11 protein-coding genes are annotated in these 14,746 nt (G+C 46.0%); 4 read left to right on the forward strand and 7 right to left on the reverse strand.

Annotated elements, in window-relative coordinates:
• Positions 1-7: 7 nt before the first annotated feature.
• The 7 genes from BUR42_RS10345 to BUR42_RS10375 all read right to left on the reverse strand — a co-directional run bounded on the left by BUR42_RS10345 (position 8) and on the right by BUR42_RS10375 (position 11,480).
• Positions 8-1,432 (reverse strand): RagB/SusD family nutrient uptake outer membrane protein, encoded by a 1,425-nt coding sequence (locus BUR42_RS10345; protein WP_074239156.1) that lies wholly within the window; start codon positions 1,430-1,432, stop codon positions 8-10.
• On the reverse strand, positions 1,429-4,539 hold the full coding sequence (locus tag BUR42_RS10350) for a SusC/RagA family TonB-linked outer membrane protein (protein ID WP_084185497.1): 3,111 nt from the start codon (positions 4,537-4,539) through the stop codon (positions 1,429-1,431). Before BUR42_RS10350 ends, BUR42_RS10345 begins: the two co-directional genes overlap by 4 nt.
• Positions 4,540-4,543: 4 nt before the next feature.
• On the reverse strand, positions 4,544-5,908 hold the full coding sequence (locus tag BUR42_RS10355) for a Kelch repeat-containing protein (protein WP_074239158.1): 1,365 nt from the start codon (positions 5,906-5,908) through the stop codon (positions 4,544-4,546).
• A gap of 106 nt (positions 5,909-6,014) precedes the next feature.
• A complete protein-coding gene (locus tag BUR42_RS10360; RefSeq protein WP_159442247.1) occupies positions 6,015-7,070 on the reverse strand; it encodes a FecR family protein in 1,056 nt (351 codons plus the stop codon).
• A gap of 72 nt (positions 7,071-7,142) precedes the next feature.
• Positions 7,143-7,715, reverse strand: coding sequence for an RNA polymerase sigma factor (locus tag BUR42_RS10365; RefSeq protein ID WP_074239160.1), 573 nt, complete (start codon positions 7,713-7,715; stop codon positions 7,143-7,145).
• Positions 7,716-7,751: 36 nt separating this feature from the next.
• The gene (locus BUR42_RS10370; RefSeq protein ID WP_084185498.1) at positions 7,752-10,085 is read right to left on the reverse strand and encodes a histidine kinase dimerization/phosphoacceptor domain -containing protein; all 2,334 of its coding nucleotides are present in this window, start codon (positions 10,083-10,085) and stop codon (positions 7,752-7,754) included.
• A 33-nt stretch (positions 10,086-10,118) separates the two neighbouring features.
• Complete coding sequence (locus BUR42_RS10375) at positions 10,119-11,480, reverse strand: sigma-54-dependent transcriptional regulator (RefSeq protein WP_234979647.1); 1,362 nt, start codon at positions 11,478-11,480, stop codon at positions 10,119-10,121.
• 278 nt (positions 11,481-11,758) lie between these two features.
• Here BUR42_RS10375 and BUR42_RS10380 point away from each other — a divergent pair, with 278 nt between their 5' ends.
• The 4 genes from BUR42_RS10380 to BUR42_RS10395 all read left to right on the forward strand — a co-directional run bounded on the left by BUR42_RS10380 (position 11,759) and on the right by BUR42_RS10395 (position 14,728).
• Entirely contained in the window at positions 11,759-12,070 is a 312-nt protein-coding gene (locus BUR42_RS10380; protein ID WP_074239163.1) for a phosphoribosylpyrophosphate synthetase, read from the forward strand.
• Positions 12,054-12,482: a carboxymuconolactone decarboxylase family protein gene (locus BUR42_RS10385; protein ID WP_074239164.1), complete on the forward strand. Its 429-nt coding sequence runs from the start codon at positions 12,054-12,056 to the stop codon at positions 12,480-12,482. Before BUR42_RS10380 ends, BUR42_RS10385 begins: the two co-directional genes overlap by 17 nt.
• 158 nt (positions 12,483-12,640) lie before the next feature.
• Positions 12,641-12,988 carry a YciI family protein gene (locus tag BUR42_RS10390; protein WP_074239165.1) on the forward strand — a complete coding sequence of 116 codons (348 nt, stop codon included), beginning with the start codon at positions 12,641-12,643 and terminating at the stop codon, positions 12,986-12,988.
• 153 nt (positions 12,989-13,141) lie between these two features.
• On the forward strand, positions 13,142-14,728 hold the full coding sequence (locus tag BUR42_RS10395) for an FMN-binding glutamate synthase family protein (protein WP_074239166.1): 1,587 nt from the start codon (positions 13,142-13,144) through the stop codon (positions 14,726-14,728).
• Positions 14,729-14,746 lie beyond the last annotated feature (18 nt).

The raw sequence follows: 14,746 nt of genomic DNA on the forward strand, positions 1-14,746 counted from the left end.
GGATGTTTTAGTAACCTGTATTCTGCAGGATCAGTCCTTTTGAAATATCAATCTCTACCTGCGGTACAGGCAACACTTTCCTGCCTGCCGGAATATCCGGGTTCTGCAGCGGGCGGCCTGTTCTGATCAGGTCATAGCGGTTGAATCCTTCAAAGGCCAGTTCCAGTTTCCTTTGTTTTAGTATGGTATCCGTGAGTGCTGTTGCGTTAGCAAAAGTATTCAGTGTATAAGGCACTGCCCCTGTTACCGCGCGGTTGCGGACCTTATTCACCATGTCTACCGCGGTTTGTGTTACACCCTGCGTTCTGGCGATGCCTTCTGCTGCCGTGAGGATCACTTCCGCCAAACGGATAACGGGTACATTATCCCTGCCGTTTGAGTTATTGAACTTGAAGGTGGTGAGATCGTTCAGTTGCTGTGTGTTGTAGATCTGGTCTCCTTTAAAGATCAGTTCCGTGCGTCTTTTATCATTGGGTTCAAATGTATTGAGCAATGTATTGGTGATCCAGAAAGACCTTTTGAAGAAATAAGGATTACCCAGGTTATTGTTGAATGTAGTTGAACTGCTTACAATATAGCTTACCGGGAACGCGAATACATGTTCTTTGGTCAGCGACTGCGTAGTGCCATCAGGGTTTGCCGGGAACAACGCAAGCAGCGTGGGAGACAGATCGTACAGCAGCGGTGATTTTTCCAGCACTTTATTAGCTGCAGTTACCGCATCTTCATAACGGCCCATGTAGAGATAGGTCCTTGCCAGTAATGCATAAGCACTTCCCTTCGTAGCCCTTGACCTGGTTTTGAGTTCATTGGATTGCTGATCCCCCAGCGCAGGAATACTTTCTTCCAGGTCTTTAATGATCTGTGCATATACGGCTCCGTTGTTGGAACGTGCAATCACATCTCCTGTATTGTATCCTTTGAATGGTGTGAGCTGTATAGGCAAACCCCGGCCATCCATCTTACCCGTCAATGCGCCGTCCCCGAAGAACTTCAGAAGGTCCAGGTAGGCATAGGCCCTGATAAAACGCGCTTCCGCAATGAAAACGTTCTGTTTCTCCAGGGGATACGTTGCATACAACGGAATGTTGGCCATTACATTATTGGCCACGTTCACGGCTTTGAAATAGTTCGTCCAGAGGTTCACTACTTCATCGTGGTCTGCAGTGGTTTCACCGTTTGCAAAAATGTTAAAGTAAGTGGAGTGATTCAGGTTATCTGTACTGAAATCACCTAAAGTATAAGAAATGCCACCGGTCGCTGCCCTTACCAGTGTAATATAAGCTTCCGCCAGGGCCTGGTCTGTTCCATCCGCCGTTTTAAATACTTCCTTTTCTATCAGGGTATTTTCCGGCGCCAGGTCCAGCTGCCTGTTACAGGCAATAGCCATGAACCCGGAACATATGATCAGTATGAGATATCTTTTTATCATAATCCTATATTGATGCCGAATTGATACATTTTATTCTGTGGCATGGTGAGTTCATCGTAACCTGCCTGCAGTGCAGATGAACCAAATGCACTTACTTCCGGATCTATTCCGGAATAACCGGTGAACGTGAGCAGGTTGGTACCTCCTATAAAGAGTTCCAGTGAACGGATCACTTTTAGTTTTGCCACCGGTAACTGGTAAGCCAAACGAACGTTACGTAAACGCAGGTAAGAAGCATCTTCCAGGAAACGGCTGCTCGTTCTGCTGGTGGTATAATCCCGGATATTACTGCTGCCTGCGGAAGTGGTCACAGACCTGTTCACCAGTTTGGGAATATCTGTTTCATGCCCGGGAACCAGCCAGTAGTTCAGTATTTCCGAACTCAGGTTAGGTGCATCACCAACGGAGTAAGTGAGCAACGCCGCCCTTGCTCCATTGATCATCTTATTGCCCACGGAGAAAGAGAAGAACGCATCCAGCTCCCAGTTACGCCAGGTGAAGGTATGGCCCATGCCACCATAGAAATCAGGCAAGGCTGTGCCGTACGACTTCCTGAATACATTCACATCCTCTACGGTAGAGAAGAGTGATGCAGGCGGCACAAAAGTGGTGTTGCCTTTTCCATCTCCCCAGGCAGGATTGCCGGACATGCCGTCTACCCCTTGCCAGTCGTACAGGAAGAACTGACCCGCAGCCTGGCCTTCTTTCAGGTATTTATAGGCTTCGTTGGCAAGGCCCACTTCTTCACCCACAAAATTCAGCTTCAATATTTTATTCCTGTTCCAGGAGATATTGAAATTGGTAGACCAGGAGAATTGTTTGCGGCGGAGTAATTCTGCACGTACCGTTAATTCCAGTCCTTCGTTCATCATATCCCCGATGTTCTGCTGTTGTGCAGACCATCCCTGGTAACGTGGAATGGCAGATGTAAGGATCATGTCCTTCACACGGCGGTGATAATAATCCAGTGTTACGTTCACGGTATTATTCAGCAGGGATGCATCCAACCCCAGGTCTACAGAGCGCGTGCGTTCCCACTTGAGGTTAGGATTATCCGGCTGCTGCATTTGCAGTATAGGTGTACCGGCATAGGAAAGATTGTCACTATTAAGTTGATACTGGCCCTGGCTTCCGTAATAAGAACCGGAGTTATTACCCGTGAAACCAATGCTGCCTCTGAGCTTCAGATCGTCCAGCCATTTCCTGTCTTTCAAAAATCCTTCTTCAGACAAACGCCATCCCGCAGAGAAAGACGGGAACCCTATATACCGCCTGTTGCGGGAAAAACGGGAAGAACCGTCCAAACGATAGGTAACCCCTGCCAGGTATTTGTTATCGAATTCATAGTTCAGCCTGGCGAAATAAGAAGCGAGTGCCCATTGTTGCTTGAGGGCACCTTTGATGTATTTATTCCTTGCTGCTGCAATGCTCAGGATCTCATCATTAAAGAAACCATAACCACCAATGCCTGTATTTGATTCCGTGGATTGCTCAAAGCTCTGACCAGCTACTGCATTGATGTAATGCCTGTTGATCATTTTCAGGAAACTGGCCGTGTTATTGGTTACGATCTTGCGGTATTGTGTGTTGGTCTGTACAGCATCATCACCATAACCACTGGGGCGCTTCACTCTTCTTGAATAAGCGTCTCCATTCGTCAGCTGTGTGCCGAACTCTGAACGCAGTGTAAGCCAGTCTATTGGTTTATACTGCAGGAAAGCATTCCCCAGAGCTTCTGAGGTTTTCAGCATATTGGTGTTCAGCAAAGCATCTGCTACCGGGTTAGCATCCTGGTCCCCATAAGGATTAGCCCCTTTACCAAAAGCATAACTGCCATCTGCATTATAAATGGGCAGGTTGGGCGCTTTCTGCAAAGCAGCCCGGTAAATAGCTGCCGCGTTCATCGCAGAATTCTCTGTATAGTTCATGGACATGCTCACGCCTACCTGTATGGCTTTGGAAGCCTGGTAGCTGATGTTCATACGGCCATTGTAACGCTTGTAATCGTTGTTGATAATATAAGAAGGCTGGCTGGTATAAGAACCGCTTATATAGTACTGTGCTTTCTCACTGCCTGCTGACATGGAAGCATCCAGTTGTTGTGAGATAGCGGTACGGGTTACGGCATCCTGCCAATCCGTATTATCCTGTGCATTGAACACTTCGTTGCTACCCAGTTGCTTGTAGTATCTGGTATAGATGTTATTGTATTCCGGGCCGTTCAGCAATTTGTATTTACCGATAGGCTGTATAGCACCTGTAGCAGAACGTATGTTGAAAGATTGCATGCCTTTCTTTCCCTTCTTAGTGGTAACGAGTATTACCCCTGCTGCTGCACGTGAGCCATAGATGGCCGTAGCATATGCATCTTTCAGGATCTCTATGGATTCAATGTCTGCAGGATTGAGGGCAGACAAAGGGTTGTTCTCAAAAGCCTGCGGCGGGGTATAGCTATCACTTACAGATGCTCCGCCAATAGTGCCCGGTGCCGTAGTAGAAGCATTAAAGTTACGGTTATTGAGATCTCTCCCGGAACCGTACACTGGAATACCATCTATTACGATCAGCGGTTGGCTTCCGTCCGGGTTAAGCGTACTCAAACCCCGGATGGTAATGGCGGTAGCAGAACCGGGAATACCGGAGCTGGAAATTATATTCACACCTGCTGCCTTACCGATAATGGCATTGTCGAATGACAGGTCAGATGCTTTGGTGATCTCTTTTGCGCTGATGGTGGAAATAGCGCCGGTGATATTTCGTTTGCGCTCGTTACCATAACCCACTACCATCACCTCATTGAAAGTGCGGGTGTCTTCCGGTAAGGTAAGTGTGAGCAAGGCCAGTTTACCCGCGGGGGATTCCAGCTTGCGAAAACCTACGGCGGTGAGGATAAGGGTATCTGTTGGTTTTACCAGCAGTTTGAAATTACCATTCTCATCTGTGATGGTACCACGGTTGGAACCTTTTACCTTCACCGTTACGAATGGAAGTAAGGTGCCATCCTTTCCGGACTTTACGGTACCTCCTACAGGCCGGGTAGTTGTATCGCTCTGGGCATGCAGCGCATGGGCTCCCAGCAATAATGCTATAATAAATAATTTACGCATGTACTTAGTTTAATCCGCCTTTCCAGATCTCGTTTACGATAGGATATGCTGCCGGATTGCTGGTTCTGCCGGTGCCGCCTATGATCCAGATGATGCTGTTATTCACAAATGCATTGAAAGCGATGCGGCCGGGGAACTGTGCAGGTAATGCACGCGGGTCGCCTTCTGCCACTTTCGTCCAGTTCACACCATCATCCTCAGATACCCAGAGATCACTTTGTGCCACACCGGAGGTTTCCCCGCTGATGAGTAACAATTGATTCCGGTGTACTACCACCTGGTGGCCCTGGCGGAGTGGTAATGCGTTCACCTGTGTAACCTGCGTCCAGGTGATACCGTCTGCGGAATTCCAGATATCGTTCTTGTATACGTTACCATTATCCAGGCCACCTACTACCCATATTTTTTCTTTATAGACAAATACGGCGGGGTTGCGGCGGGGAGGAAACTGAGCGGCAGCAGTGATCTGCGTCCAGGTTTCGCCGTCTGTTGTATTCCATACATCGTTATAAGAAACGCCGTAGGCATTGAGATTTCCGAAAGCAGGATAAGCACTTCCTCCTATTACCCATAGTTTATCTTTGAACACCACGGCATTAATACGCTCGCGGATACTCCAGCGGTCTGTTGCTACTGCCGGTGTGGAAGCCGTCCAGGTTAAACCATCGGAAGAACTCCATACTTTGTTGGTTACATTACTGAAGCCCATGCCTACAGGTGGAAGGCAGCCACCGAGTATCCAGATCTTGTTCCTGAAACCGGTGACCAGCTTTCCATGCTCTGCTTTGGGGATAGAATCGCCATTATTATCGGCTGCTTTTAAACGTGTCCATGTATTCGCATCGTCACTTTGGAATGCACCAAAAGTAAATGCGCCGAATCCGCCCAGTGTGGAACCGAAGGCGTAATATTTTCCATTAAAGAAACCAGCCTGCACATCGTGGAATGTTCCAAATGCTGCATCCCCCTGTTTCTGCCATGCTACCGCTTTAGGGTCCCGTTTGGCAACATTCACCTCTACGGTGTAATTACGGACCGTAGCACCATCTTCAGATGTAACCTTGTATATCACAGGGCTGGTGAAATTATTGACAGTAACGCCGGATTCCTGCAACACGGTACCTACTTTCACGGTTGCGCCGGGTACTTTTTCAAATGTGGCTACGAGCGCTGAAACATTCGTCTGGAATGGCAGGCTATCCACATTCCAGATCTTCAGCAAAGAATGATCTACTGTAAAGGCTACTGCTACAGATGGGATACTGAATTCAGTGATCCCCGCGAGCTTGCCGCGTTTATCTTCTTTCTTACAGGCAATAAACAGTCCTGCCATCAGCAGGATAAAGAGATAATGGTTGACTTTTGACATTTTCAAGGTATTGTATTTTAAGTTAAATATTCCTGTGTAAGGGCAATAGCATCCCCTTCAGCGATTGCTGTCAATTTTAGCATTACGTATTATGTACAAGGAATAGTTACTTCTTTTTAATCAGGTAAACAGTGGTACCGTAGATACGGACTTCCTGTTTTAAGGTGATGGAAATGCCTGATAACACTTCCTGTAAAGTGGCGTTCTTATTGTAATCCCCGGTATAGGTTTCATCATCCTCTAAAGGTTCTGTAAAGATGGTCTGTACACCAAACCACTTTTTCAGTTTCGCTACTATCTCCTTTTCCCCGGCATTATCGAAAGCGAGAACGTCGTCGCTTTCTTCTCTTTTAACACTCACATCTGCATTACCGTTATTTTTATTGAAGGTCATGAGTTCCTGGTCGTTCACTTTTACATTTACCTTTCCCGGTCTCAGTTTTGTGAGTGGCAGGGTTGCAGGCATGGTTGAATCTTTCTTAGGCTTACGTAATTTGATCAGCGGGAAAGTGGTTTCATTATTCTCTACTACCTGTGCATTCCCCTTTTCCACTGATACCGTTACCGTGCTGTCTTTCGTAAAAGCAGATACATTGATCTCCGAGCCTTTTGCCGTTGTTACCAGTTCCTTGGTTTTAATGACCAGTGACCTGGAGGTATCCTTCATTTTAAAATGTGCTTCTCCTTGCAGGTACACTACAGGATTCGCCGCTACTTCCTGGTGGATCATCAATTCTGTTTCAGGGCTCAGGAACACTTCCGAACCATCGCTTAGCATCAACTGTGCGCGTTCTCCTTTTCCTGTCTGTGCCTTACTTAGCAGCCATTTATTCTCCTGCGGTTGCGCTCTTAAAAGATTGCCGATCCAAAGCCCTGTAGCAAAAAATACCACGCAGGCTGCGGCGGCGTACATCCATATCTTCCTGTTGCGGTGGAGGGCTACTACTTTGCCTTCCTTCTTTTCCTCCTTCAGAGCTGCTCCAAAGACCTCTTCAAAAGTTGGCACAGGGCCGGTTTCCATCCGGTACTCCGTCCAGTATGATTGGATCCAATCGATTATTTCATAACGTTTAGAGGGGTCCGCCAGCCAAGCATGCACCAAACTTTCTTCCTCTGACGAAGCTGTACCATCCAGGTACCGCTTTAAGATTTCCTTTTCCACTAGCGCTGTTTTAAGTTTTCCTGCCCGGTACATATAAGCATACACCTGAGTATGCCTTTGCACCTACGGGGTTTATAAAAATTTATTGAAAATAAAGAGAATGGCCATGAGTGAAGTGCTATAACCATGACTTTCAAGGCTTTTGCGCATGATCTTCAGGGCTTTGTTCAGCTGGTTCTCTACGGTGCTCTTTGAAATTGCCATCTCCTCTGCTATCTGGGCATTTGAATATCCTTCCAGGCGGCTTTTCCGGAAGATGGCGCGGCATTTATCCGGCAATTCCTGCATGGTTTTGCCAATGAGCTGCTGTAACTCCCTGGCATTCACGGCTGGGTCCTGCTGGTTGAACTGGTTGGTGATCTCCCGGATATAGGTTTGCTGGTGACCTGCCTTCCTGATCTGGTTGTAAATGAGGTTCCTGGCGATAGTGATCACATAAGCCTCGAAGGGGGAACCGGCATCTATCCGGTCCCGGTGTTTCCAGATGCGGATGAAGGTTTCCTGAACGATCTCGTCTGCTTCTTCCCTGCCTGCTTTAAAGCGGGTAGCGAAAGCGGCAAGGCGGGGAGCGTACCGTTCGTAGAGTAAACGGAAAGCGGATGGATCTCCGGAGCGGAGTTGCTGCACTAGCGCCTGTTCATTCATTTGGGGGTTAAAGATAGGGTGTATCGGGTAGATTTTCTATTCACCCTTTAAGGGGAAGATAATATTAATATGTGTTCCTTCATCCGTTTGAATATTGAAGGTACCTCCTATATCATCAGTAAGCCCCTGCAACAACTCCATGCCCATGGAGGCGCCAATACGGTCATTAAAGTCCGCCGGCAGGCCGCGGCCGTTGTCTGAAACACTCAACATGATCTCTGTGTCTGAAATATGGGCCAGGGAAATAGATATCTTTCCTTCCGCGGTGTGGCCAAATGCATATTTAATGGAGTTGGTGATGGCCTCGTTCAGGATCAGGCCTAATGTAATGGCAGAGGCATGGTTCAGTTCTATCTTTTCCACATGCAGCTCAAAACGGATGTTCCCGCGAATGCCATAACTTTCCCGGAGATATTCCACCAGTTCATAGATATACTCAGGCATATGGATGGTAGACAGTGTTTCTGACTGATAGAGCTTCTGATGGATGATGGACATAGAGTGGATCCTGTGCTGGCTGTCTTTAATGGCGGAAAGGGCTGCCTTGTTCTTCAGGTAGCTGGACTGGATCTCCAGCAGGCTTGCCACCACATGGAAGTTGTTCTTCACCCGGTGATGGATCTCTTTCACCAGCCATTCCTTGTCCTTCACCAATTGTTCCAGCATCTTATTCTTTTCATTGATCGCTATATTGCTTTTTTGTTTGTTGCGGTATTGTATATATACCAGTGCCGTGATTAAGATCATTACCAGGATGCCGGCCAGGGTGATGTTCTTCATGAGGTCTGACCGTTCGAGTATAGCCTGTTGTGTTTTGTCCTTTTGTTTTAGCAATTCTATGTCTTTATCCTTGCTTTCCGTCTGATATTGGATCTGCAGCTCTACGAACTGCCTTGCCTTTATCACATTATACATGCTGTCGTCCTGCTCCTGCATTATGTGAAATTCATTTAGCGCATTCAGATAGTTACCTTCACTGGAATCTATCTTATACTGCATCAGATGCATTTTATTCACATTAAATGGGCGGGTTATATCCATGAAGCTTTTAGACTTTTCAAAATACTGTTTAGCCAGTTTGATATTACCAACCTTAATGTGATAAAGGGTTAGATTGCCATATGCGTAAAATAATACTTCCTTTTCTCCCCTATCTTCCTGCAATGAATCCAGGTAAGGCAACATTTCATCATAATATTTCCCCGCAAGGTCCAATTTGCCCAACTGGTGATGGATCTTGCCTAAAACATGTGCTACATGCATTTTTTCCACCATTGATTCGGGAGGATAAGCAGCAATTGTCTTTTGTACAAGCTGAAGCGCCAGTTGCGGTTCTCCGAATGTTGAGATCCCAATGGCGATAAAATAAAAATCGGCGTACCAGATCCTTTTAGCTACATTCACCGGCTCCCGCTGAATGCTTTTATTTAGCCATTCCATGGCCTTTTCATAGTTTTCGAAGCGCAGGTACTGATAGCCCATATTGCCATAGAAGAAACTGGAAAATGCAAAATCCTGGTTGGCCTCCATGATGGCAATGGCCTCCTTGCATTCCGTAAATCCATCCGTCATGTCTCCCACAAAAAAATTCAGGTATGAAAGCACATAGTGGTTGTAATGCGTATGCTTAAAACCTATTAGCTTTTCCAGTTCTGTAACATGCAATAATTGTTTTTTAACAGTATCAAACTTTTGTTGTACGAAATGAACCTCGTAAATACCGGTTAACATTTTTATCTCGGAAACAGTATCCCTTTGCTGCCTGACTAATTTGAGGGATTCATTGAAGTCTGCTTCTTTTTGCGGATCGTCAAAACCTGCCGCTGTTCCCCTGTTAGCCAGTGCCCTGGCAAGTATTACAGGATTATTAGATCTCCTGGCGAGGTTCACTGCTTGTGTAAAATAGTCCTTGCTTTTTGCAGGTTCATTACTTTGGAGATAGTATTTAGCAAGCAAGGTTAGTGCAGCATTCCTCCAATAAACATCCCTGGTTTTGTCCGCCTCTGCCTTCGCAGAAAGGAAGAAGGGCAATGCAGCATCAAGATCTTTTTTGTCGGCACCTGCTTTGAAGAGATAATAACTTCCCTGCCTCAATAAGGATTTAATCTGATTATCCGGGCCATCGATAAAATCCCTGTCGTAATAGAGGGAATGCGGCAGATGTTCTCCTTCGCTCACCAAAATAGCTGCACTGTCCATATCCAGCCTCCTTAGCATTACAAAATACACGAAGGAAGTGGTCAATTCGAACTGAAGGCGCTGCTTGGGAATGGAATAACCAAAAGACGATCTACCAGCATTGGTTTGACCAAAGATGGGGTGGGAACAAAACAAAAAACAAAGGGATAAAAGTAAATGTACGGCCTTCATGTTCCCTGTTTACTCTAAAATAAGTAATTATCCTTAACTCTTCCTGGCAACGATCTCTTTTTCAATGCCCAGTTTCTTGATCCTCGAATTGAGTGTATTAACATTTATATCCAGTATTTCAGCAGCACCTCCTTTCCCGGAGATCTTCCAGTTGCAGCTTTCGAGTACGGCCAGTATGTGGTCCCGCTCGTTTTCCATCATCGTTTTAAACTTGTTCTTATCATTAATAGCAGGTACAGGTGCTAATTTGGAAACAGGTATTTCTATCGACTCCATAACAGTTCCATTGGCCATTACTACATTCCGCTGAATGGTATTTTCCAGTTCCCTGATATTACCCGGCCAGTTATATCCCATGAGCTTATCCAACGCTTCTTTTGCCAGTGTTGGAACTTTCCCTTCGCTGTATTTCTTTAAGAAGTATTCTGCCAGTAAGGGAATGTCTTCTTTTCTTTCGCGCAGGGAAGGCAACATTAAAGGGAACACGTTCAGGCGGTAATACAGATCTATGCGGAAACGCCCCGCTGCCACCTCTTCTTCCAGGTCTTTATTCGTGGCAGCCAGTACCCTTACATTGATCTTTTGCGGTTTGCCTCCAATGGGTTCTATTTCTTTTTCCTGGAGTACCCTTAGAAATTTGACCTGGAGTTCAAGGGGCAGCTCTCCTATTTCATCGAGGAAAATAGTACCACCATCCGCCAGTTCAAACTTACCTGCCCTCCTTGCAATTGCTCCTGTGAAAGAACCTTTTTCATGACCGAATAATTCAGACTCGATCAGGTTAGCCGGCAATGCACCACAATTGACAACAACGAAGGGCTTATTCTTACGCGTAGAATACTTATGAATGGAATGCGCGATCAATTCTTTTCCGGTACCGCTTTCTCCCAGGATCAACACAGAAGTATCCATGGGTCCAACAAGTCTCGCTTGTTCCAATGCTTCCGTGAATTTTTTGCTTTTGCCCACCAGGTGGCTGAACTCTGCAGGAAGTGCAACCGGCAGGGATTTCTGTGATAAGGCCTGCAGGGCACTTTCTTCCATCCTGTGTTGATGGAGGTACAGCGCCACATCCAGCATGATCAATACATCTTTTGCACGGAATGGCTTTACCATAAAACCATAAGGTCTGGTTGATTTTGCCTCCTCCAGGATCTGCCTGTTTGAATTAGCAGACAGATAAACAAAGGCCATGTTCTTTTCGTTTAAGATCCTCCCGAGATCAATACCTGTACCTTCTCCCTGCAAAAAAATATCTACCAATACCAGATCCGGTTTTTCTTTTTCAATGACAGTTAATGCAACGGCAACCGATCTCGCGATAGTGCAGGTGGCATATCCTGCGTTCGTGAGGATAATATTGAGTCCCTTGGCTTCAATAAACTGATCCTCCACAATTAAAATTTTCGCTTTCAATGGGCAACATTTTGTTATTGCAAATTACAAAAGTTCCATTTCTAAATCACAAAGTATTATTAGTCAATCAACTAGCCATGTGTTTATTCAATAATTATTGATATAACAATAATACAACCCTGGCTGTAAAAATTAAATTACTGCAAATCAGTCATCTAAAAAAATGGCATAAGATTAGTCTCGCGATAAATCCAAAACCAATTAGCAATGAAAAATAAAACCACTTTCGCAACCTTTCACCTTAAAAAGATCTCCTTATGAAAAGTTTCCCGACCCTGATAGATGCACTGGCCGATGTTAAGAGCAGGGGGTATACGGAGGATTTCTCCGTTGAACCAAGCTGCCTCTACTGTGGCGACCTGGACCTTCGTCTGTACCCCGAAGAATTTCATATTGACGAAGTCTACCGCTTTGAGGAAGACTCCAATCCTGAAGACAGTGCTGTACTCTATGCCATCTCTTCCTCAACAGGGGTTAAAGGCACGTTAGTAGATGGCTATGGAGCTTACGCAGAGAATATGAATTTCGAATTGGCCAAAAAACTAAGCACACATGGAAGCCAGAATTAACATCGCCGAAAAAGGCCGGGAGGCCTTAAAAACGCTCTTTAATATCGGTGCATATTTAAGTAAATCTCCCATTGAAGTAAATCTTCGCGAGCTCATCAATCTACGGGTATCTCAGATCAATTCCTGTGCTTACTGCATTGACATGCACTATAAGAACGCAAAGGCAAAGGGTGAAACAGAAAAGCGCCTGTATGGTCTGAGTACCTGGAGGCAAACCAACTGGTACAGCGATCGCGAAAAAGCTGCTTTCGCTTTTGCCGAAGCTGTTACCGCCGCCGCCATGACTGACCTGGTTTATAAGAACGCGGGGCAATTCTTTTCTGAGGAAGAACTGGTAGACCTCACACTGATCATTACCACCATCAATACCTGGAATCGTTTTAACAATACGTTCAGTACTGCTCCTGAATAACCGCTTAAAATCATGCTAAGAGGCCTTTCCCGGAAGGGAATACCAGTGACGGAAGTGAATTCATGGATGATGCCATCCACATGAATGAGGAACTGCCACCTAATGTAGAGGACTAATACACCAAAACATTTCTTTTAATCATAAAAAAACAAATACTAATGCAGGAATTTTTAATCGCTATCCACAGGGATCTGACGGGCAAGAACCCCAAACCAACGCCAGAGCAAATGAAAGAAGCCATGAGACCTTACCAGGATTGGATCAGCAGCATCGCTGCGCAAGACAGACTGGTGAATCCACCAAAGAGATGGGATACAGATGGCCGTGTAGTAAAACCGGATAATACGGTATCTACCGGGCCATATGCTGAGATGAAGAAATCGTTAGGCGGGTTGTTCCTGATAAAGGCTAATGACTATGAAGAGGCCGTGGAAATTGCTAAAGGCTGCCCCATTATACAAGTGGGTGCGGTTGTGGAAGTGAGAATGGCAGTTCCAACAGCGTAAGGAATTGCAAAACAAAGTGCCTTTGCGTTCTGCAAGGGCACTTTTCTTATGAAAAAGATCACAGTTGTATTTGATGGTTTGCATCCCCCCTCTCTCAATTCAGTAAGCAATTGTTTAATTCCCTACATTTGCCATTGATTAAAAGAGACCAACATGCGTAAAGGATTTATCATTAGCGCAATCATAGGGATTATAGGCACTGCTCTGCTTGGCTACTTTGCAAGCCCGTGGTGGTACGTGATCCTGGCTATGATCGTGGCGCTGTTTGTTATGGGGATCAATGATATGCGGCAGACCAAACACTCTATCATGCGCACTTACCCTGTTTTTGGCCGGATGCGTTACTGGATGGAAGCATTGCGGCCTAAGATGTACCAGTACTTTGTGGAATCTGATATTGACGGACGCCCCATTAACCGCATAGACCGCTCCACCATTTACCAGCGTGCTAAAAAAGAAATGGACACTATGCCCTTCGGTACACAACTGGATGTATATGAAGAAGGATACGAATGGATGAGCCATTCCATCTCTCCCAAAGATTTCCGTAACCTGGACCATAACCCACGGGTACTGATCGGCAATAAGGACTGTAAACTTCCTTATTCCGCCAGCATCTTCAACGTATCCGCTATGAGCTTCGGTTCTTTGAGCAGTAATGCCATCGAAGCATTGAATGCAGGTGCAAAAATTGGCAACTTTGCGCATAATACCGGTGAAGGTGGCATCAGCCCTTATCACCTTAAACATAACGGGGATATTATCTGGCAGGTAGGTACGGGATATTTCGGCTGCCGGGATGAAGACGGCAACTTTTCACCGGAACTATTTGCCCAAACATCTTCTGCACCGCAGATCAGGATGATAGAACTGAAACTATCCCAGGGAGCAAAACCTGGTCACGGGGGTATTTTACCAGCTAAAAAGAACACCCCGGAGATCGCTGCCATCCGGCACGTAAAAGCGGGTACTACTGTATACTCCCCTCCTTATCACAGCGCATTTAATAATCCGCGTGAACTGGTATTACTGCTCCAGCAGATGCGTGAGCTTTCCGGCGGCAAACCCGTAGGTTTCAAATTATGTATCGGACGGAAGAGTGAATTCATCGGCATCTGTAAAGCCATGATAGAACTGAACCTCTACCCGGACTTTATTACCGTGGATGGTGGTGAAGGTGGAACAGGTGCTGCCCCGCAGGAATTCTCCAATCACGTAGGAGCTCCTTTACTGGATGGACTGGCTTTTGTGCACAATATCCTGGTAGGTTACGATATCCGCAAACATATTAAGATCATCGCTTCCGGTAAGATCCTCTCCGGCTTCCATATCCTGAGGGCCATAGCCTTGGGTGCAGATGCCTGCAACAGTGCACGTGCCATGATGATGGCAATCGGGTGTATCCAGGCCTTGCAGTGCAACTCTAATAAATGCCCAACCGGCGTAGCTACACAGGACCCTGCCTTATCTATCGGGCTGGTAGTGGCTGATAAAAAGCAGCGGGTAGCCAACTATCATGAAGATACCGTGAAAACCTTTGTAGAACTCATGGGTGCCGCAGGTATTGACGATTATAAGAAACTGACACGCTCACATATCTACCGCCGCGTATTCATGAACGAGGTAAGGACCTTTGAAGATATTTTCCCATCCCTGGAACCCAGCAGCATCCTCAACAATAAAATTCCTGAAAAGTATAAACAGGATGTTGAAATGGCGCATGCAGACAGATGGTATTAAAAACGTAAAGCCCGTACA

Source organism: Chitinophaga niabensis (assembly GCF_900129465.1).
Lineage (GTDB): Bacteria > Bacteroidota > Bacteroidia > Chitinophagales > Chitinophagaceae > Chitinophaga > Chitinophaga niabensis.